The 20,475-nt window shown below is 39.1% G+C and carries 25 protein-coding genes; 2 read left to right on the forward strand and 23 right to left on the reverse strand.

Annotation, left to right across the window (positions count from 1 at the left end):
* Positions 1-78 precede the first annotated feature (78 nt).
* Complete coding sequence (locus LK453_RS09685; RefSeq protein ID WP_007395116.1) at positions 79-1,326, forward strand: lipoprotein-releasing ABC transporter permease subunit; 1,248 nt, start codon at positions 79-81, stop codon at positions 1,324-1,326.
* Between the two features lie 262 nt (positions 1,327-1,588).
* On the opposite strand, the gene LK453_RS09690 is transcribed toward LK453_RS09685, so the two are convergent.
* The 19 genes from LK453_RS09690 to LK453_RS09775 form a co-directional block, all read right to left on the reverse strand.
* Positions 1,589-4,204, reverse strand: a complete 2,616-nt coding sequence (locus LK453_RS09690; protein WP_201542179.1) for a TonB-dependent receptor — start codon at positions 4,202-4,204, stop codon at positions 1,589-1,591.
* Positions 4,205-4,461: 257 nt separating this feature from the next.
* Positions 4,462-4,785: a hypothetical protein gene (locus LK453_RS09695; RefSeq protein WP_007395114.1), complete on the reverse strand. Its 324-nt coding sequence runs from the start codon at positions 4,783-4,785 to the stop codon at positions 4,462-4,464.
* A gap of 79 nt (positions 4,786-4,864) precedes the next feature.
* Positions 4,865-5,479, reverse strand: coding sequence for a DedA family protein (locus tag LK453_RS09700; protein ID WP_007395113.1), 615 nt, complete (start codon positions 5,477-5,479; stop codon positions 4,865-4,867).
* Between the two features lie 344 nt (positions 5,480-5,823).
* Positions 5,824-6,575, reverse strand: a protein-coding gene (locus LK453_RS09705) for an IS5 family transposase (protein ID WP_265335039.1) whose coding sequence is annotated in 2 segments (ribosomal slippage) — positions 5,824-6,374 and positions 6,374-6,575 — 753 coding nt in all. Because the reading frame shifts where the segments join, the coding sequence is not laid out codon by codon here.
* A gap of 36 nt (positions 6,576-6,611) precedes the next feature.
* Complete coding sequence (locus LK453_RS09710) at positions 6,612-7,427, reverse strand: COG4705 family protein (protein WP_201535090.1); 816 nt, start codon at positions 7,425-7,427, stop codon at positions 6,612-6,614.
* 188 nt (positions 7,428-7,615) lie between these two features.
* A complete protein-coding gene (locus LK453_RS09715; protein ID WP_227953986.1) occupies positions 7,616-8,317 on the reverse strand; it encodes an IS1 family transposase in 702 nt (233 codons plus the stop codon).
* A gap of 505 nt (positions 8,318-8,822) precedes the next feature.
* Positions 8,823-9,086, reverse strand: coding sequence for a helix-turn-helix domain-containing protein (locus tag LK453_RS09720; RefSeq protein ID WP_007395111.1), 264 nt, complete (start codon positions 9,084-9,086; stop codon positions 8,823-8,825).
* A gap of 9 nt (positions 9,087-9,095) precedes the next feature.
* Positions 9,096-9,731, reverse strand: coding sequence for a nucleoside triphosphate pyrophosphohydrolase family protein (locus LK453_RS09725; protein WP_201541971.1), 636 nt, complete (start codon positions 9,729-9,731; stop codon positions 9,096-9,098).
* 1 nt (position 9,732) lies between these two features.
* Positions 9,733-9,957 carry a hypothetical protein gene (locus LK453_RS09730; RefSeq protein WP_201541973.1) on the reverse strand — a complete coding sequence of 75 codons (225 nt, stop codon included), beginning with the start codon at positions 9,955-9,957 and terminating at the stop codon, positions 9,733-9,735.
* A 190-nt stretch (positions 9,958-10,147) separates the two neighbouring features.
* Positions 10,148-10,330: a hypothetical protein gene (locus tag LK453_RS09735; RefSeq protein WP_201541975.1), complete on the reverse strand. Its 183-nt coding sequence runs from the start codon at positions 10,328-10,330 to the stop codon at positions 10,148-10,150.
* A 1-nt stretch (position 10,331) separates the two neighbouring features.
* The gene (locus LK453_RS09740; RefSeq protein ID WP_201541977.1) at positions 10,332-10,658 is read right to left on the reverse strand and encodes a hypothetical protein; all 327 of its coding nucleotides are present in this window, start codon (positions 10,656-10,658) and stop codon (positions 10,332-10,334) included.
* Positions 10,659-11,483: a hypothetical protein gene (locus LK453_RS09745; protein WP_201541979.1), complete on the reverse strand. Its 825-nt coding sequence runs from the start codon at positions 11,481-11,483 to the stop codon at positions 10,659-10,661. It lies immediately after the preceding gene.
* Between the two features lie 225 nt (positions 11,484-11,708).
* Positions 11,709-12,515, reverse strand: a complete 807-nt coding sequence (locus tag LK453_RS09750) for a hypothetical protein (protein ID WP_201541981.1) — start codon at positions 12,513-12,515, stop codon at positions 11,709-11,711.
* A 17-nt stretch (positions 12,516-12,532) separates the two neighbouring features.
* Positions 12,533-13,213, reverse strand: a complete 681-nt coding sequence (locus tag LK453_RS09755) for an ATP-binding protein (RefSeq protein WP_201535064.1) — start codon at positions 13,211-13,213, stop codon at positions 12,533-12,535.
* A 120-nt stretch (positions 13,214-13,333) separates the two neighbouring features.
* Entirely contained in the window at positions 13,334-13,834 is a 501-nt protein-coding gene (locus tag LK453_RS09760; protein WP_201535062.1) for a hypothetical protein, read from the reverse strand.
* Position 13,835: 1 nt separating this feature from the next.
* Positions 13,836-14,117: a hypothetical protein gene (locus tag LK453_RS09765; RefSeq protein WP_201535060.1), complete on the reverse strand. Its 282-nt coding sequence runs from the start codon at positions 14,115-14,117 to the stop codon at positions 13,836-13,838.
* A 90-nt stretch (positions 14,118-14,207) separates the two neighbouring features.
* Positions 14,208-14,336: a hypothetical protein gene (locus LK453_RS14330; protein ID WP_265088908.1), complete on the reverse strand. Its 129-nt coding sequence runs from the start codon at positions 14,334-14,336 to the stop codon at positions 14,208-14,210.
* A gap of 463 nt (positions 14,337-14,799) precedes the next feature.
* Positions 14,800-16,146, reverse strand: a complete 1,347-nt coding sequence (locus LK453_RS09770; protein ID WP_201541995.1) for a Na+/H+ antiporter family protein — start codon at positions 16,144-16,146, stop codon at positions 14,800-14,802.
* Positions 16,147-16,440: 294 nt separating this feature from the next.
* The gene (locus LK453_RS09775; RefSeq protein ID WP_011960590.1) at positions 16,441-16,965 is read right to left on the reverse strand and encodes a TIGR00645 family protein; all 525 of its coding nucleotides are present in this window, start codon (positions 16,963-16,965) and stop codon (positions 16,441-16,443) included.
* Between the two features lie 195 nt (positions 16,966-17,160).
* On the opposite strand from LK453_RS09775, the gene LK453_RS09780 reads away from it, so the two are divergent.
* Positions 17,161-17,337 carry a YdcA family protein gene (locus tag LK453_RS09780; RefSeq protein WP_201535058.1) on the forward strand — a complete coding sequence of 59 codons (177 nt, stop codon included), beginning with the start codon at positions 17,161-17,163 and terminating at the stop codon, positions 17,335-17,337.
* Positions 17,338-17,444: 107 nt separating this feature from the next.
* Here the strand turns inward: LK453_RS09780 and LK453_RS09785 are convergent, their stop codons facing one another.
* The 4 genes from LK453_RS09785 to LK453_RS09795 are packed head-to-tail and all read right to left on the reverse strand — an operon-like array spanning position 17,445 to position 20,276.
* Positions 17,445-19,277: a DUF2326 domain-containing protein gene (locus tag LK453_RS09785; RefSeq protein ID WP_227953991.1), complete on the reverse strand. Its 1,833-nt coding sequence runs from the start codon at positions 19,275-19,277 to the stop codon at positions 17,445-17,447.
* Positions 19,268-19,507, reverse strand: coding sequence for an ABC-three component system middle component 6 (locus LK453_RS14405; RefSeq protein WP_379652729.1), 240 nt, complete (start codon positions 19,505-19,507; stop codon positions 19,268-19,270). The genes LK453_RS09785 and LK453_RS14405 overlap by 10 nt, the downstream gene beginning before the upstream one ends.
* Positions 19,504-20,061 (reverse strand): hypothetical protein, encoded by a 558-nt coding sequence (locus tag LK453_RS09790; RefSeq protein WP_201541983.1) that lies wholly within the window; start codon positions 20,059-20,061, stop codon positions 19,504-19,506. Before LK453_RS09790 ends, LK453_RS14405 begins: the two co-directional genes overlap by 4 nt.
* Positions 20,058-20,276, reverse strand: a complete 219-nt coding sequence (locus LK453_RS09795; protein WP_201535051.1) for a hypothetical protein — start codon at positions 20,274-20,276, stop codon at positions 20,058-20,060. The genes LK453_RS09790 and LK453_RS09795 overlap by 4 nt, the downstream gene beginning before the upstream one ends.
* Positions 20,277-20,475: the final 199 nt, after the last annotated feature.

The raw sequence follows: 20,475 nt of genomic DNA on the forward strand, positions 1-20,475 counted from the left end.
TATTTACGGCACAGTAACAGTCAAGGTGTCAGAAAAACATATCTTCTATTTAATCTCTCTCTTTTCTAGGCCTAATTCATGCGAAAAACTTTTCCAATATTTGTAGCAACGAGATTTATCCAATCAAAGAATACAAATGGATTTTTATCTTTTATCGCTTGGATCTCAATGATTGGTCTAGTGCTTGGTATTACTGCTCTAATTATAGTCACTTCAGTGCTAAACGGCTTTCAACAAGCCTTAGATCAGAAAATATTGGGAATGGTGCCCCACACTTCGATTATTAACCGAAAAGGATTCGATAATTGGGAGCAATATGCTAGAGAAATAATAAATAATGATTCAAATGTCATTGGTGTAGCGCCTTTTATAACTACCAGAGGTATGATCTCTATCGATGATGAAGTGCATGGCAGTATAATCAATGGTATTGATTCTAACTTACAAAGCCAAGTCTCAATTCTGCCCAAAGTAATGGTTGATGGGACGCTAAGTAGTTTACAGCCTAAAAGATATAATATTATATTGGGCAAGAGTTTGGTGGAAGAAAGAGGGCTGTCGTTAGGAGATAAGGTCTCGGTGATGCTCACTAAGCCTAATAACTCCAGTATCGGAATTACACCTATATTTCATACATTTACTTTGTCTGGCGTATTCAGTGTAAGCCAGGAGGTTGACTCTTGGATGAGTTACATCAACATTGAAGATGCGGCTGCCATTAAAGGAATATCCAACAAACCCACTGGCTTAAGACTAAAGTTAAAAGACCTTATGGCTGCTGAGCTAAGTGCCAAAAAATCAGCAATGGTCCTAGGTGAAAATGACGCTGACTCAACAACGGCAACTTGGCAACGGACTCATCAAAATCTATTTGACAGTATTCAACGACAAAAGAGGATGATGGCATTATTGCTGTTTTTGATTATTGTAGTCGCTATATTTAATATCATATCGGCTTTGGTAATGATGACTACAGAAAAAAAGTCTGAAATAGCAATCCTCAAAACCATTGGTGCATCAAAACAGACCATTATGAAGATATTCTTGGCTCAAGGGTTCTTGATCGGCGCTTTAGGTACTGTCGTTGGCTTAGTATTCGGGGTTGGCCTTACTTTGATTATTGAAGAGGTTTCAAGATGGGTAAATACGACTTTTAATTTAGGATTGTTTGATAGTTATTATGTCACAGCATTACCTGCCAAAATCAATATTGTAGAAATTTCATTGATTGTGATTGTTAGTTTAATTGTGTGTGCCTTGGCGTCAATATATCCCGCATTAAAGGCAGCGAATAGCCTTCCAGTAGAAGGACTTAAATATGATTAACAATAAGTCGGTCTAAGCTATTTTGTCCCCGTCTGATAATACTGATGCTTAGTTTAGCTAGCTAATAGTCACTCAGTAGCCAAGGTGCTGCCATTAATACGTTTAACGGAGATTCTCCTATAGTAGGCTGCCATTACCAAGGATATGCTCTGTCATTCAGGTTAAAGCTTATTTCAAAACAATCATTTAGTTTTAAATTTATCAAGCAAATAAAGAACGCGAGTCAGATATCATTGAACTAGCAGCATAGATTGCGGACTGATTAGAATAAGACATTCAAACCTAATGAGACATTCCGGCCCATTTGCGGTACGAAAGGCAAAAATGAATTGTGTACATAAATGTCCTCATTTAATAAGTTATTGGCGCGTAATGATACGGTGTAATCTAACGGATGCTTGCCATTGTGCCAGGTGTTCTTATAGTCCACCCCAACGTTTAATAGTGAGTAGCCGCTAGTGGCCTCTTCAGGTATTTCTACAACTTTTAGCCGGGTTTCCTCTCTTGGTATATTGGCAATTATCGCCGTAGAGGTTTTGTTTTGGGCAAAGACTCGGGTGAAGTCCAAGGAAGTAGACCAGTTATTGTTATAGTCATTATTTAAGCGGAAGCCCAATCGCATTGGTGACATACGCGGCGCGTTGCGTTGTGGACGGTCAACTTTGTCTACACCGACCAACTCATAGTCTGGATAACCACACCATTCTTCATAATCAGGGTCATTTGGCGTGGCACCACATTCCTCGGGTGGCATATATTTGGTCACTTCGTCATAGATGTTATTGCCATAAATTGGGGCAAAGCCATAGAGTTTGCCGCGCACATAGTCACCAAATAAAGTGGCTCTATGACCTGGCAGATATTCGTAGCGGACTTCTGCTTCTAAGCCCTTAATCTTAGCTTTGGACTGGGTCATGCGACGCATATACAGATTGCCATCTTTGTGTAGATTTTCAGCATGGACATAATTATCAAAGTGGTTGCTGTAAGCGCTGGCTTTGTAATGCCATTTGTCACCCGTAAACTGAAGGCCTAGCTCAAAGTTATCTGATTCTTCCTTATTGAGGTCTTTATTGCCATATAAAAATGAGTTAGTCGCTAAATTTTTGCCATGATAATAAAGCTCCATTGGCGTGGGTAGACGCTCATTATGTGAAAAGCTCATATCCAGGCGATACTCAGGGGTTATGTCCCAAATAGAACCTAAGGCATATGAGAAAGCGGATTCTTTATAAGGTGTTAAATCTGGCTGTTCAGGTATTGATAACTGACTATGAAGTTTGTTTTGAGCTTCAATCTCGCCCATGTCATAGGTAACGGGTATTTTCGATTGCTCATAACGCAGTCCTGTTTCAAACAGCCAGTCATTAAGCTTATATTGCTCAACCCCAAATAGACTTAATTGTTGGTGTTTATTTTCAACTAAAAGACGGCGATTTTCAGTACGTTCTTGTTTAGAAGGGATAAGCGCACTGCTTTTATGAGATTGACTCTGAATGCCCCAGACCCCTTGTAGATTCTCGGTAGGCGTATGATAGGCTTCTAGCTTGGCGTTATAACCTTGGTTGTCAAAATAAGAGGGATTTGCTTTTATAAATACGCTACCATCTGGCTTCGATGAATCAGGCAGTGTTTTACCGTGGTTATGTTCTTCATGATGATAATCATGGTAAGCCACATTCAAACGTACTTTTTCGATAGAAGGAATGGGGTCAAGTAGTTCACCTTGTAAGTAATAGCTTTTGCTTTTCATATCGACCCAAGGTCCGCCTTGCGTATGATCATGATTGTGTCCATAAGGATTATCATGGCTGTGAGGGGCATCTAGATCATGATCGGTACCACAGTGAAAGTGAAAAGAGTCTGCTAAATCATTATCGCCCATTAAATGGGGATAAGCATTTAAATAAGGTCTATTTTTACCAATACCTTGTGGATAGACCACGTGCCCACTACATTCGTCAAACTTATGGTTGTGACCGACTAGACCATAATTGTCTTCACGCTGACTGTAAGCCACCCCAATGTGACCGCTATCACCGATATAAGATAAACCGACTGTACCGACGTTGGATTTGTTATGTGAGTCTGGCAAATAGTTTAAGGGTTCTCCTAGCTTAATCTCAGGCACTTCATAGTTATTCGCCTTACGAGTTAAGCCCTCAACCCGCAGTGCCACCCGGTCAGTTAAGCCAAAAGTTACGCCAGCTGTTGCCACTCTTTCATCATTATTCTCATTGAAGCGTAGCGCAGCCTCCCCGTTATAGTCTTCAGGAACTTCAGTAGGAATACGTCCATCTACCACATTAATGACTCCAGCAGGCGAGGCGGTACTATAAAGTAGAGTAGAGGCACCCCGTATCAGTTCCACTCTATCTGCCAATAAGGTGTCCACGCCCACCGCATGATCTGGTGATAAGGTAGACATGTCAATGGCATCCAGCCCGTTTTGCAAGATTTTAACGCGAACCCCTTCTTGGCCGCGTATCACGGGTGTAGAGGAGCCACCCCCAAAAGGATTGCTATGCACACCAAGTTCGTCGGCTAAGGCATTACCCAGTGTGGCAGAACGCTGCTGTAGCTTTTCTTTGTTAATAATGACGTCGCTGGCTTTTTGGGCATTGTCAAAAGCTAAGCCAGTTGGGACATGCTTGGAAGAGGAGGCAACGCTGATGGTCTCAAAAATGGCAGTGGGTATTGATACAGGATTAAGGGTTGGATTAGGTTCAGAAGGCTGCTTTGAAGCTAAAATTGGGGACATCAACTTTTGGCCTTGAGTATTTGCAGTAGAGCTAATGGCCGCTTGTGCCAGTGGGACGTGGGAAATATAGGACAACATAATGGCAGAGACAGCATAAGATAAAGGTTTTATTTTCATAGCAATTAAAGGCTTTTGATAACGGTGATAAAAAATCCCAGACAGGCAGCCTGTTGAGAGCGAAAGTGAATCAAACCTGGCCAGCTTTAATTCTAGAACTTAATACAATGTTATAGTATAACATAACATTATAAAATAATTACAATAGCTAAATCTCCTTTCTCCAATCCTAAGCATCTTGCGAAACCTACTGTTGTGGAAATTTAAGTAAAAAAAAGCCCAATAATTAATTATTGGGCTTAAGGTAAGTAGATGGCCTAGTGGGTCGACATACTCTCAAGAGTATCAAAGCCTTGTTGATTGCCAAAATATAAGGCTTCAGTGGGTTGGTCTCTAAAAAAGCGCAGTTCGTTGCCTTTTTTATCGGTCACGGTAAATTCATTGAGTAGTTTTTCCCAATGCACTCTTTTTTGGTCTTCATTATGATTGGTATTGAAGGTTGGTCTCAAGATATATGAGATATCTCGACTTTCCTCTGGTGTCATTAATTTGACCAAATCTTTGTGTTCGCTGAGATGACGGCAAATTCTTTCGATATCATCCAACGTTTCTTTGGTCTCAGTTAATTTTATAATTAACATGAGCGTTGCTCCTTATAATGTTTCGCTTTCATTTTAATTGAGAAAAATAAGTTTAAACAATAGGGAATAGCGACTATTTTTACTTTGACTGACTCATTCGTCTTCTCAGTAACCATATAATTACAATAACTATCGCTGCTCCCAAGAATATTTTGGAATAAGGGGCAAGAAATTTTTCGATGACCTCATAATTTTGCCCAAAATGATACCCTGCTAAGGTCAGTAAGGTAGTCCAAATAGCGGCGCCAGCAGTGGTCAAAATAATAAAGGGAAGCAGCGGCATTTTATTCATGCCAGCAGGGATAGAGATCAATGAGCGAATGCCGGGCACCATACGGCCAAAAAATACCGCTTTTTTACCGTGTTTGTTAAACCAGTCATCAGCCGATATGACATCATCAGGCTTTACAAAGACATATTTTCCATATTTCTCGGTAAAGTCAATCAGCCTTTCTTTATTAAAAAGGCTACCGAAGTAATATAAGGGAAGTGCCCCTAAGACACTGCCTAATGTACCGGCGACAATAACCAATAATAAATTTAAATCCCCTCGAGCCACCGCAAAGCCTGCTGCGGGCATGATAACTTCTGACGGTATCGGGGGAAATACGTTTTCGGCGAACATGGCAAAGATAATACCTAAGTAGCCAAATTTGGCCATTATGGCCAGTACCCATTCACTAATTTGATTCATTTTATAATCTTATAAATTTTATGAAGATTTATAATAACTTAGCAGACAATAAGATAGCGTTAAGGATTTAGTCATTAACGGTTAATATTTATTACCAGAATTAAGACAGTGTTTATTATTCTCTATCTATTCAGACTGCACACTGACTACATCCCTATACGCTATCTTATGGCTTAACTTATTACTTACTTGACTTATTGCTTAATTAATTTGTTACTGCCTTAACTAATTGTTCTCTTGTTGACAGCTTTACTATCGACGACTTTGGCTTACTAGTGGGCTTTGGCACTTGCCCGTTGTTTAAAGACCACTAAGCAGAACACAATAAATACTAGGGCGTGTCCTCAATTTAACTTACAGTGAATAATAGTACAAGCTAGGTAAAGCATAGATTTAAAATTGCGTGCTAACTTTTCATAGCGTGTTGCTATACTGCGAAAATGCTTTAATCGAGCGAACATATTTTCAACTAGATGGCGTAATTTATAAAGGTAACTGTCAAACTCTGGGTTAGGTTGTTTCGTCTTTTTTCTTCTAGGAATAACCGCTTTCATGCCATGTTCTATCGCTTTATCTCTGATTTTCTGCGAATCGTATCCTTTGTCAGCTATAAAATATTCTGCCTGTTCAATCACTTCTATTAGGTCGTTTGCAACTTGACTGTCGTGCACTTCACCCCCAGTGATTTTAAAATCGATCGGATTTCCATGCGCGTCCACACATAAGTGTATTTTTGTCGTGTTTCCGCCACGACTGAGTCCAATTGCTCGCTCTTCACCACGCCGAGCTCCACTTGCATGTTGATGACACCGTACATAACTTCCGTCAATGAATACCCATTCTTTATCAGTTTGTGTTCGTAGGTCAAAAAAAAATTCTGCCATAGCCCTTTTGTAGACCATCGATTAAAGCGGTTATAAGCGGTTTTCCATGAACCTAGTTCGGTAGGTATGTCTCGCCATGGAGAACCTGTTCTTAGTTTCCAAAGTATGGCTTCCATTACGGTGCGGTCATTCTTCCATTGATGGCAACCGTGAGCCTTCATTGTTGTTTGTAGTTGTTCCCATATGTTGTCAGTTATTACTGTTCTCGCCATGGTTTGAGTTTCCCTATATTTTATTGATATATAGGATTAAAATAAGGCTTTATCTGTATTTTTCAAATTAGGGACACGCCCTAGTAGAGCGGCAGAAGCACCAAAACGACTTAACGCCAATCCGCCATGGTCAATAGGTTTGTCCAAAAAGTCACCCAATACGGCACCTAGAGGACGGGTAAGTACAAACGCACTCCAGAACAACAATGTTTTTGATATTTTTGTCCAGAAATGTGCTAACGCTATTAAGACCAATAAGCTACCAAAGATAATAGCACTGGTGGTATAGCCCATACCTTTGGTGTCAGCAACCCAGTCACCCAGTGCGGTACCTAGGGTTTGAGAGAACATAATGGTTGCCCAGTAAAATATTTCTGATTTGGGGTTGTTAATACTGCCGACAGAAATACTGCCCATGCTTTTGTACCAGGTAAATAAACTCAGACAAAGCAGGCCTAATAGTAAAGCAGAACCACCGGCATAACCGATACCCAAAGAGCGAGTGACAAAGTCAGCAATCGTTGTGCCTAGTGTGGTAGTGGCGATAATAGTCGCCCAATATAACCACTTATTAAAACGATCCGCTTTGATTTGGGTAGCCACGGCTATCGCAAAAATGACTGCAAATATCCCAGTACTTACCAGATAACCTAAATTTAGTGACATAGACAGGGCATCGCCAGCTGTCTCGCCTAAGGTAGTAGAAGCAATTTTGATGAGCCAGAAGATTAAGGTAACTTCAGGAACTTTGGAAAGTGCAGCATGTACAGCAGAGGAATTTGAGGGTTTGTAAGAAGGGTTAGTAGTCACACTACTGCCTTCAACGCCATTGTTATTGGTAATAATAGCCATATCTTAACTCACTGTGACCATCAACAGACGGCATGTCATGTTGGAGAGAAGGTAAATTAACAGTGAGGCAGTTAAGAATTTGTTAAGAAAATTCAATGAGGAACACTTAAAGTGTTAAACATCATAAAAAATTACTTTTCTAAATAAAAACAGCAATAATCGGTGGTGGTTCAAAAAGTAGGCTGACATTAGACATATCCATGATTGATGTAAAAGAAAGCTAAATCAAAGGCTTTAAAGTGATTTTCCAGCTTTTTAGAAAAGTTACAACTTCGCCTAAATGCTCGCCTTACTCGATGTCTGATAGTGCAATTATTACCTTCAATACCGACCGTGAAAAACTTGCCAATGACTTGGGTAAAGCCCTTAAAACCGGTAACAAAGCTATCCCAGGTATCACTAGCGATTCTAGCACAACTTACGCCTAAGGCTTGCAGTTTAGCTTTAAGCTTTTTGACAGTGTTAAGGTCTCGTTTTCCCCACACATAGGCAACAATTTCACCTGTGTCACGGTGATAGGCATAAATTAGCCATTGTTTGTTGGTCTTCTTGCCTACGAATGTCCAAAGCTCATCGACTTCAAGACAGTCGTATTGCCTTTGCTTGGGGGTTATTTGGTAGTGACACTTTTTTAGGGTGGCCAGTACTTTGCCTTTGCTGATTCTCTCAACGCAAGCGATGTCTTTTATGCCACTGCCTCGAACCATAAGATGGCGTATTTTGCTATCTTTTTGGGAGTGACAGCCTTGGTACGTTAAGGCATGGTCGCCAATAAACTGCCGTTTGCAGTCTTTGCATTTATAGTTTTGTTTACCATAGCTTTTGAAGCCATTTTTCTTTATACTGTCACTTAGACAGGCTGGGCATTTGATGTATAGTGTGATTTGCATTTCACTATTTTATCAATTTCTCAGCCTGTTTTTTTTCAGCCTACTTTTTGAACCACCACCCAATAATCAACAAAATCGCTAGAATATGAAGCTATGGCTATTAGGAGTGATGATTTAGGCGTTCATTGAGGGAAGCTTTGATTGGTGTACTGTATATCATAGATTTAGTTTACGACCAAAGGATTATGAATCCTGTTAATCACGTCAACAATCAAAAACAATTATTAATGATCAGCAATATATTTTGGCTTCAATCCTTTGATTTACATAGGTTATAAGAAAATATTGGGTGGGCAAGACAACAATGAGCAATATGTAACAACAAATTTCGAGTACATAAAAAGTATATAAAATACCAAACAACGATGAGCAACAATGGTTTTATAACTTAGATTTGCGGTGGCACAGGTGTACGATTATGAGGGTTCGGTTGAATAATGCATTAGTTAGGCATACAAAAAAAGCCAGCGTACCGCTGGCTTTTTTTGTATATGGCTTCATAAATTTAAGCTGTCTGATGGTGTTCGCCATTAGCAATATATTCGTCTAAATACTTTTTGAGATATCTAATATGCCCCCCAATCTTACTATATCGAATTGCTTTTGGTTTGTGCGATCGTAGATATTGTAACGTGCTTGATGACTTGCCCAGGTAGGCCGCTGCATACTCTGGAGTGAATGGTGTCTCTGGCGGTGCGTACATCACTGCTATACGCATTTGTTCAATCTCTTGAGCCGTGTATTTTGACCATGGTTTACGTGCAATCATTTCAACTCCTTAATATTTTTTGCCACCGTCTTTTTTACGGTTTTCAATCTTGTGATCAGCGCGACTGTCGTTATAATTAAGCTTATCAACAAACGCGTTGGCCAATTCCAGGTTGTGCCCACCGGCATAATCAAATATACGAATAAGGGCATCGGCAAATTCGACATCTTCCATACCGTAGGCTGGCAAGTGATCATCTTTTAAGCCCTTGCGGTGACCTTCCATTGCTTCAGCAATCTCACTGACTATTAGCATCATCATCTCACCTTTGTTGCGAGTTAGAGGTTCACCAGTTGATAGATCAGTCCACCAGCCATTTGCTGCAGCTCGTGAGTGGCATGCATCAACAAGACTTTGTATGCTAGTAGTTAATAATTCACGCTCAGTTGGGGCTTTGAACCAATTTTGTAGTTTCTCCTCAAAATGATTTTGTGCCCAATTTTTAGCACCATCAAGGCTGATAAATCCAGTTGCGGTTTGCGGTGGCTCAACTGCTTTTTCAGTAGTTGGAGTAACCTCGTTATAGTTCCAGTATTTAACTAGGTACTTACCGGTTTCCACGTTTTTCCTGATTTCATATTCAGTAAAAGGGCTGTGAGCCTTACTGTCGTTATGCCAAAATAAATCGATTGCCTTGTTTGTCATATTATTTGCCTTCAATTACGTTAATCATATTATCCAGGCTGTCACAATGTAGTGCAGTCACCAAGTTGCCGTTATCCCAAGACTCTTTATTAAGAACAAGTTTTACAATTTCCTGATAACGAGGGTCGTTTTCATCGTCAAAGTGTATGGCAAAAATGCAATTAACCTGTTTAGGCGTTTTAACTAATGCCTCAGTTTGATCGTTTTGGCTTCTAGCTAAGCTCATTGTAAGACATCCCATTCTTCTAAAAAGTCATCGACGCATGCTTTGTTTGTCATTACCAAGCCATCTTGCAAGTACTGGTAGATCACGCAGCCATCACTTGCATCTAAGACCGTGCAAGTGATATTTTTTGATCTATGTTTATATACCATCATGCTATCCATTCGAACCAAAAACTGATTGCGTTGGTTTCTTATTCATTATCTTCATCCTCGATAATTAAATATGCACCACTATCTAATATGTTGCCTATATGGCTCTCATATACTTCATTTATCTCGGTATCTGTGGGTACAGTGCCTGACTCAATGCTCACAACTTCCGTAACTGTTCGCCCACCTACTGACGCCCAAACTATTACCTTATGCTTAGTCATATCAATCCTCCTTAAACAAAGCCAAGCTACTGTTAACAGCTTGGCTGGCTCGATTGACTAGCTCTTTTAGGCGCTCTTCGTTGCCGGCCATACTCGCAAGCTCTTGTTCGAGCGCACAAACCCTAAACTCTAGTTCATCTACCTCATAAGATAGGTTATGATTTTCATCTTGCAATTTTCTGAGTTGTCCGGACTCTTCAGGGTTTAAGTTTCGCTCTAAGCGGCAGGCAAGGGCATATGCTAGTGAGTCATAACCTTCATCTAATGCGAGTGCTATCAATTCAAATTCAGATGCATTAGCAAATCGGCGGTTGGTTAATAAGTCCATTTATGCCTCCTCAGTTTTAGGGTAGTCATTTACCTTGGTGAACTTTTTATGCACCTCAGATTCGAGCACCCAACCAGCTTTTCTGCCAAGCTTATAGTTGATAGACACCACGTTTTTTATCTCTTTATTCTGTTTGATGGCCAAGGCAACCATTCTTAAAATCACAACTCTTGAATGGCGAGGTAGGTACTCATCAACCCGTACAAATTGACCTGATAACAGCCTTTGAGCGATTTCTTCGATGGTTTGATGGTAAGCAACCTGTGAGGAAACGCTTTTAGGCAATGGTTCACGGAGTTGACGAACAGCTTCAGCATTAGCTTTTGTTAAAAAGATATCGTAAAAAGCGCTCTCTAACATCCAGCCAAGATTAATTTTAGTCTCAGTCTGGATTGTGATAACCTCAAAGCCACGGGCTTTTAAATCAGAAGTGATTTTGGATAAGATGACACGCATTGTAGAAGGTGCATACATGCTTTTATAGTCAGATACTCTGACGAGCTCGCCGTTAAAAAGCCGTGATTTAATCTGGCCTCTTAACCCTTCAAATGATTCATCTGAGACATCAATCATTTTATTTTTAGGCTTTGGCACGTTGCCAGCAGCAGTAATAAGCGCAGCTTGTAGATCTTGCTCTTGCTTTTTATTCTCAGCCTGTCGCTTTTTGATATCCTTGGTATTTACATTGTTAAAATAAGAGTCGCCCTTCACTAAATTATCGGGTAGCGAATCGATTCTTCCGTTTTCTGCTAACCACTCTTCGACAACCTCAATTGGCGTTCCTTGATTGGCTTTAACAGCTGATAAATTTGTTTGTATTAGCATTATTAATCCCCTAATAAGATAATAAATAAGGTGCCAGTTTCTCGATACTGGCATCGGCCTTGCCCTAAGCGCTTTAAAGCCCCCATGCATTTGCATGGTCAGGAGTAACTTAGTCTTAGCTGCATGTGATTTTTTGTCAGTTAACCCCACGCTTATTAACTGCTCGCACCATCATCATGCCTTGGCGCACCGCGTAACCCAGCGGTAGGGATGATAGGTATGTAGCTAGCCTCCAAAGGCAGGTGCAAACGGGATATCATCATCACTGGGCCCTGGCGTTGCTGCTGCTGTCATCTGGTTGTTAAAGCTTTGTTGCTGCACTGGTTGTTGCTGAATTTGTTGGGGCGCTGCTTGGCGCTTATAGGTAGCAGGATTTTGCTGTGTTACAGGTTGCGGAGCATTTTGCGTAAACTGGTTGTGTGTAGTAGCGATACCCGCCTGGCTATTCGCTTTTTCTAATGATTTTTCACTAGACTTAATCGTAGCTTCTAACACTCGAGTAAACTCATCCGGATTGGCTGGCTGGTTATTTGCCTTCTCGATGGGTAATTGTCTAGTCTTGGCATCAAAAACATTGAAAAGATTTAAGCCGCCTTTTTTAACTTCGCCTTGGTTGCTGTTAAAGTAATAATTTTCAGCTAAAAACATACCTACTTTTTTACCGGAAAGTTCTGGTGCTACGAATCCGGTTCTAGTGACATCTTTTCTAACATCAAAGTCATACTCTTGGTATTGACCTTGAGCTTGAGAAATGGCTGGCACGTTGGCACATAACATCATCGCGTGGATTAGGTTTTCACCACTCCAATGTTCGCCAGCGCTATTGCCATAGTAAATATCTATATGAGCAGAGCTGCGCTCTGAGTTGATGATATGAAGAGACAAATAATAGGTCTCGCTACCATCTTGTTTCGCATTGGTCTTCCAAGCGGCGCTTTGTATTTGATATATCTCAGCGGTATTGCCTGAAACATAGGCCGATTGCCCAACTTTGGTTGCTTTTGATTTATCTAAAGCCCATTGATTTTGCATTGTTTTATCCTCTTAAGTTATGCAGTTTGCAATTGTTGTAATTGATCCTGTGCGGGTAGGGAGCCTGTTTTAGGGATACCGTAGTATTCGCAAATTGCGTCATCTACGGCGTTTAAATCATTTGGAATAAGATCGCTATCAAACATACCCTCGGGTGATTTGACTGTGTTAAACCCATTGTTTTGCGTCATGAAAAAGTGGCCATCGTCACGCACTGCCGTCTGTAAAACCATGGTTACCATGCCTTCCAAGACAATTTTGTCATCAAGCATTTTTCCAATCGTTTTGATTTTAGTCCGGCCATTTTCTTCTTGGACATGAGCTAGTATGTAAATACGAGTATCATTACTAACTTGAGTAATTGCCGTATTAATGACGTTCCACGCGTTATAAGCCATTATGTTGTAGCGTTGAAAGGCGGCATCGCCTTTATACTGTTGATTGGCGCCTTTGATGTATTCATTGCCCATGATGTACTGAAAGTCATCAATGACAATAATGGGCGCTTTGACCTTTGGAAGTATTGAACAGATTTGATCAGGATTATCTGTTGCTATTTTTTTAATGTCTTTACCGCCGCGAAATGGGAGTGGCTTATTCATTACGTTGATTAAGCCGGCAAGGTCGGGATCGAGATTTTTTAGGCTGTAAGATTTACCTTCACCTGAATTACCTAGAATCATTGTCACTATCGCCATTATTTTCACTCCTATAGTTTTGCTGGTGGTCCGGCTGCTTAGATTCGAGCTCTCGTTGCTCTTCTAACATTTGCAGCCATTCCCAGTCGGCCTGTGGGGCCTGGTAATTGTCATACATAATTAATTATTGCCATTTTGTTTGTTAAGCCTTGTTATTCGCTGCTTTGCTAAATATTCATTGGCATGAGCTTGAGCCTGCTTAAATCGCACTTGTTCGAGACTATTTTCAACTGGTGCTATAGTTGTGGTCGAGATATCTTTATCAGCTTGCTTTAAAACATAAGTGGTACAGCCTGTGATGTTGCTTATAGTCGCCAAAGCGATTGCTGCGACAATCACAACCAGTAATTGCGTTGCGATCCTTACCAGTTTCGTTGCAAGAGGCTCACTAACATCATCGCTAAATTGATCTACTTCATTACCAGCAGCTAATTTGGCTGGCGAGTAACCCCAGTCTAATAAGTCATACAGGGTTAACGAGCGAATAAACCGGCCTTGCGTATCGCATATCTCGATAGTGCCTTGCATATCACGGTAGAAGCATAGAGTTTCATTAGCACCTAATTTATAGATAGTGGGCTTAGTTCTATCACCACGCTGTAAAAGTTTTAGAGTTTGCATATTAAGCCCCTTCAAAGAATTGATTATTCAGATAGCTAATTAATTCATCTTTATCTGTACTAATGAAAGATAGTTGATCATCACCGCTGTAATGCTGCTCAACCAGAGTTGCATCCATATCAATGACGTGCTTGTTTGTGTCGATATGACCAATAAGAGTTATCGAAGAATGTTTTGACTCTCTTAAAGTCACAATGATTTTGTCATTGAAAAAGCGCACTTTATTATCTGTTTTGCTTAGCAGCGCTTTTATGTGTTGTGCTGGCATGCTGATTTGTGTCATAATCTTCTCTCCTAGTGTTAGGAGCCCCTTTGATTTCCAGTCGTGAGGGGCTTTTTAATGTCTAAAAAATGTCTAGATAAACATGAATGTCTAGCTATGCTTCGCTTCCCACGCATCTGAAACGTCTGCAAATGCCTGAGCTATTCGATAAGCTTCGGTAGCGATACCAGTGGGCCAGTCATCATTTTGAAATAATGCATTCTCCTTTGCAGTACGCATCGTTTCCGTATAAACAACTGGCATTAATTGCCGGGCCATTTGGTGGATAAGAGCTCTTTTATGCTCATTCATAGATTTTTTCCTTTATGGTTAACACACAACAGCCGACTACTTGAATCGACTGTAATTTGTTAGCCTTTAACCATGTTTTTATATAGTCACTAGCATCATCGTCTGCTTGCTTGTCTTTGTTGATATAATGATTATGCAATAATGCATAGTTAAATGCAAGTATGAAATGAAAATAAATGCATTTATGCATTAATTTATTCGTACTTATGCTTATGCCTTCGCAGCTGGGGAAATAATTAACGCTAAGTTAAAACCGCCCTCAAGGCGGCTTCGTTCACATCATTTTGTGTTTTTTAAGAAACAAAGGATTTTGCTTCTTGAATTGCGGGCAATAAAAAACCGCCACTGGGGCGGTTGATTTCTATAAAAATGGATGATAAGCACTATTTCATTAATTCAAAATCCAAACAACTGCAATCCAAGTGAAGAGCAACATACCTATATTTGCATGTAAAAAAGTTGGAATGACACTGTCTTTAACATGGTCGTGCTGTCCATCTGCATTAAGACCAGCAGTAGCACCAAGAGTAATCGTTGAAGCGGGAGATCCGGCATCACCTAGTGCGGCTGATGCTCCTAATAAGGCTATAGTGGCAAGTGGTGAAAAGCCCAGCGCAACAGCTAAAGGGATGTATATAGGTGCTAGTATAGGCACTGAAGCAAAGGAGTCACCAAACCCGATGGTTATAAACAATCCCACTAATAGCATTATTGCAGCGCCGAGCAACTGATTATTGCCAAAGAATTCTGTTGCAGAGGCGACAAGGGGGTCGATATCCCCTGTGGCAGTCAAAACACCTGCAAATCCAGAGGCAATAGTAATAATGACAGCAATTTCAGCCATTAATCGAATGCCTTGAGTGAATACATCATCTTGCTCTTTCCAACTATAAATACCTGAAAAACCAAGAATCATAAAGCCAATCATTGCACCTATAAACAGAGAATCAAAAAACACCTGAAAAAGTAATACAGCTACTACAGCTAATAAAGTCATTACTAATGGTTGCCATTTAATAGTACTATCAACTTTGTGTTCTTCTGTATTCATGGTCTCTAAATTTAACGCATACTCGCGCGGCTTGCGATAACTAATAAATACAGCAACGAGCATACCAGCTAGTATCCCCATAACTGGGAAAAACATAGCCTTAGGTGCCATACCAGCAGTTGCTTCTAGTCCTAAACCACCTCCTACAGTATTTATATTCTCTAATAGTATTTCATTGAGATATATAGCGCCAAAACCGAATGGCAATAGTAAGTATGATGAGCTGATACCACAGGCCAAAATACAGGCGACTGCTCGTCTATCTATTTTTAGCTTATTCATCATATTTAGTAGGGGAGGGATTAATACGGGTATAAAAGCGATATGGACAGGTATTAAATTTTGCGATAACAGGGAGGCGACGATAAAGATAAAAAATAAAGTCCACTTAACTTGGTTTCGTACTTGTACGCTATCCCTGTTTAGGCGGTGGGTCATTTTCTGTGCCAACCAATCAAGAATACCACTTCTAGCTAAAGCAACTGCGAAAGCCCCAACCATAATATAGGTCATGCCAACCTGAGCGCCACCCAATATATTATCGTTTAAACTTTCTAAAATTGCCGGAAAATCCATACCTGCGTGTAAACCGCCAAGTAATGCAGCTAAAACGATTGCAACTGCAACAGGAATGTTGATGAGGCAAAAAATAACCATCAACAAAATGGCTAGTGCTACAGCGTTGATTTGTACTGATAAAAGTATTAACAGACTATAAACTGTAATCAGTCCTACTAAGACAGGTAAAGCCCTGCTTAGAAAATATTTATCTTCTCTATAACTAGAAAACACTTTGCAACTCCTAAATGTATGATAATGAGATTATAGGGCCAATCAGCTGTTGCCAGTGTATTAAATAACAGAGCGTGTTTTTATGACTAATTATCATTACTGAAAGAACTATTAGTTTGGTGTTAAGCACAAAAAAACCGCCACTATGGCGGTTTAGTTAACTTATAAATCTTCATCCAAATGTTTTATTTAGTGCTTTTTAGTATCACCAGCAATCTTATCCATTAAAGCAAACAATAGTCCAGATAAAACGAATGTCATATGTATGACAACCTTCCACATTAGTCTATTAGCATCCCCATCACTTATCTGGTCAGGTATATTCATAAACGATTTGAGAAGGTCAATTGCAGAAATAGCAACAATGGCACTAATGACCTTTAGTTTTAAACCAGAGAAATCAATGGTTCCCATCCAGCCCGGACGATCTTCATGGTCTCCTGTATCAATTTTTGAAACAAATATTTCGTACCCACTAAATACAATAATAAGTAATAAGCTGGCCACTAGTGCTATATCTATTAAAACTAATGTGCCAACAATCACATCGGCTTCGCTAGCAGTGAATACATGCGTAGTGATATACCAGATTTTTTGAAAAAATTTTATGAAAAGAAGAATAATTCCTATTATAAGCCCTAAATAAAATGGAGCTAACAGCCAGCGACTGTTAAATATAGTTTTCTCTAGACTTTGCTCAGCCCTCTTAGGCATATGTGTCCTCTTTTTTGATTCATGATTCGATGGGTTTTTTAATTTTAGCAAATGTACTGCTGGCAAGTCATTAACTTTAAGAGGATGAAAAACCGCCACTGGAGGCGGACAAAACCCTTCAAATAATTGTGGATAAAAGAAGGGCTTAATGCTATGGTTTAAGACTACTTTATTTCATTATTAAGGTGGTGGTTTATGAAAGTCTGGTCAGCACTACTTATCTCTATGCTTATGATGGCGCCAGTAATGGAAGCGAATGCTCGTAACTATCCTTGCTCTCAAAGTATGGGCGGGGTCTCGCATTGTAAAGACGGTAAATTTGTCTGTAAAAATGGCAAAATTAGTAAATCTAAGCAAGTGTGTAAGATGTAAAACAGTGGTTTAAGAATGTTTTTATGCCTATTGGCTCGCTTGAGTTGATAGGTATTTTTTTGGGCAATAAAAAACCGCCACTGGGGCGGTTCGATGACTTTTTGGTCTTAGGCAACTTTAATATCTTTAACAACTCTTTTAAACTCTAGATGCTTTAAATTTTTAAATAAAAGCGCTTTTCTTTTATTCTTCTGATAATCCTCTATATCAAAGAATTTATTATCTTTATCTAATGGCAAAATAACATTAGTTTCGTCAAAGTTTGGTATTTGGTTCAGTTTGTCTTTAATAATTGGAAATATAAACTGACATTCTACCTCGTCGGCTAGTTCAATCAATTTACTAAACATATGATTATCAATTACCTCAACTCTATCTTGAGTGAAGAAATGAGGTCGAGTTAATTTGACAGTTGGATTGTTAGCATAAGCCACATACGCTAAGTCAAAGGCAATAATTATACTTTGCTTATGTCCATCACCTACATGGCTATCACCATCAACAGGTCTGGGCACAAGGCTAAAATGACGGTTCTTGTCTGGCTCTATGGCAAGTAAATAGCCGCCTTTACTTAATGCTTTAGAGTATTGTGAAAAATACTGATTAAAAACAATCAGCTTGGCTCGAAACTCTTTAATCTCTTGCTCCAACTCTTGCGATAATATTTCAAGCTCTTGTTTAATCTTTTTTTGAGCGTCTAGAGCGGATTGATAAGAGCTTAATATGGCTTGGTTTTCTGTAATCTCTTTATTTAACGCATTTATTTTATTGCCTAGTTCAGTGTATTCTGCCAATGAACCACTTTGAGCGAGTTTATCTAATTGCAGGCTATATTCTTCAGCCTTTAGGCTGTATTCTGCCTCAAGGTTAGCGATGCTGTTTTGAGTTTTTTGTATAGCGTTATGAATATACTGCACTTCGTTTTGTAGCATTTTACTATGAAACGCCAAGGTCTCCTCAAACTTTTTTTGAAGTTTCACGTTATATAACTGTGCTTCTTCATACATATATTTGACAGCTTCAGCATTGATTTCTTGGTTTTCGCCTGTTATTTCTTCGAGTCGAGACTGCCATACATCAAGGTTTAGATGCTGGTTGTTGATTTGATTTTTGACTTTTCCTATCGACTCTTTGAGTTGGTTTAATTGGTCATTTTCACGCTCATATTCTTTGGATATTTGATAAGTATCATATTGGTGCTGTAGTTTTTTAAGCTGGCTTTGACGTAAATCATTGGCTTCTTGCGTTCCTACTGAAACTAAGTCTCTTAAAGTATTAACTTGAGATGTTTTCTGTTTTAATTCATTTTCAAGTGTAATTCTTTCATAAACTAAGCCCATGCTCGAAAAACCAAATAAAGTTAGATGAAGTACTTCATAGGTAGAGTTAGGTGTCGTTGGGTGTAGATATCTAACAACATTAGAGACTTGATGATCTGAAGACCTGATGAACTTAGGGATTAACTGGCGAAATGTAGGCTTATCCATACTTAGCCCAAATAAGTATAGTTTTAATTGACTTTTTAAGTCGTCATTAGAGACCTCATTGCCATCAATTAGATTTTTTACCGTTACTTTATCTCTACCTTTTTTATCTAAATCAATAGTTAACATTCTATTAATCTTCATGTTTGAAGACACACCATGACTTAATGAATTGGTGATAATGAGTTCAAAGTTAGGTGATGTGGTTTTAAAGAAGTCAAATACTGTGTTGTTGCGATTGGTCTTTATTTCTTTATCGTTTACTAAGCTTTCCCAATTACCTGCTAGACAAAAATCAATAGAACGCAATAGGGTAGTCTTACCAATACTATTGGTATTACTGGTGTCGTCACCTTTGACAGTATCGCCTTTGATAATATTAACACCCATTTTAAAGTCGACATGACGAATAACAAAGCCATCAGAGTCTTTAATTGTTAGGGATTTTAGGTACATAGCTGCAACCCTTTTTCACTATCTGAAGTGATCTTCCCAAGCATAAAAAGCCAGTCTACTACTAATAAAAACCGGTTCATACTTACAGGATGTGTTTTATTCATTATTTCAAAGTATTCTGTGACACCCAGTGTGTAGCGACTCTCATTATACTGCATCATCAGTTCCAATAACTTGGAACCTAAATAGTAGACAGCGTTATTGGGATTATCTGTGGATAGTAGTATCATAGTGATATCGGTGGTTTTTCAAATATGTGACATTTAGAGAAAACATAAAAAACAACGACTGGTATTAGTGCTTTATCTTCATCGCTAATATTTGGATATTTGCTCAAGTCATTCTTTATTTCCTCACAAATACAAAATATCCTTTGATCTGGGTTAAACATACCACAGTGTTTCATATAAATTCTTTTAACGAATCTATAAATCCTTTGAGAGGATGTTGCACTTTTATTCTCATTTAAAAAATTTAATCTTTGTTCAATAAGATAGCTGTCACTCATATACCAGTCAAAAGCTACTTGATATGTTGTAATTTTATTATGATCTATTTTATCATGAATTGTATAATCTACTGTATCCAATGTGATGGGATTTATCTCAATATCCAAATCTATGATGCCTTCTAAAACCTCCTGAATTATAGATTTTTTTTCAGGTATTGACATCTGTCCAACCTTATTAATATAGTTATTAATGGTTTTAGCGTTCTGTTGTTGGATATTAGAATCGTTAAATGTGTTTTCTGAACCAAGCTCGTTATTATGTTGGTTTATCATGGTTCATCCTTATTCTCATGATTAGTAATGTCACGCCCTATCTGCTGGTTAATCTTGGTATCACCTGAAAAGATATTTTTGGAACCCATACTTTGTTTGTTACTATTACTAGTCAATTTTGCAATAGCAATAATTCCTATTAATATAATTAATGCAATGGTCACATAAGCCCACGCAGGCAAATCTCCCGGCAAGATATTGACAAAATCTTCCATTTTTGACTCCTAAAACAGGTTGTTTATCTCTTACAAACACTCTTGCCATAAGCACTACCACCCTGTAAACACTCTCAAGGCTCACCATCTTTATCACGATCTAATACTTTCCAACCATTCTGATCAGAGCACTTGCGCTGGTCGTACCACTGTTGCGCTTCTTTTTATGCACTAAATGATTTGCAGCTCACTCTTTACT

This window comes from Psychrobacter sanguinis (assembly GCF_020736705.1).
GTDB classification, from domain to species: Bacteria; Pseudomonadota; Gammaproteobacteria; order Pseudomonadales; family Moraxellaceae; genus Psychrobacter; species Psychrobacter sanguinis.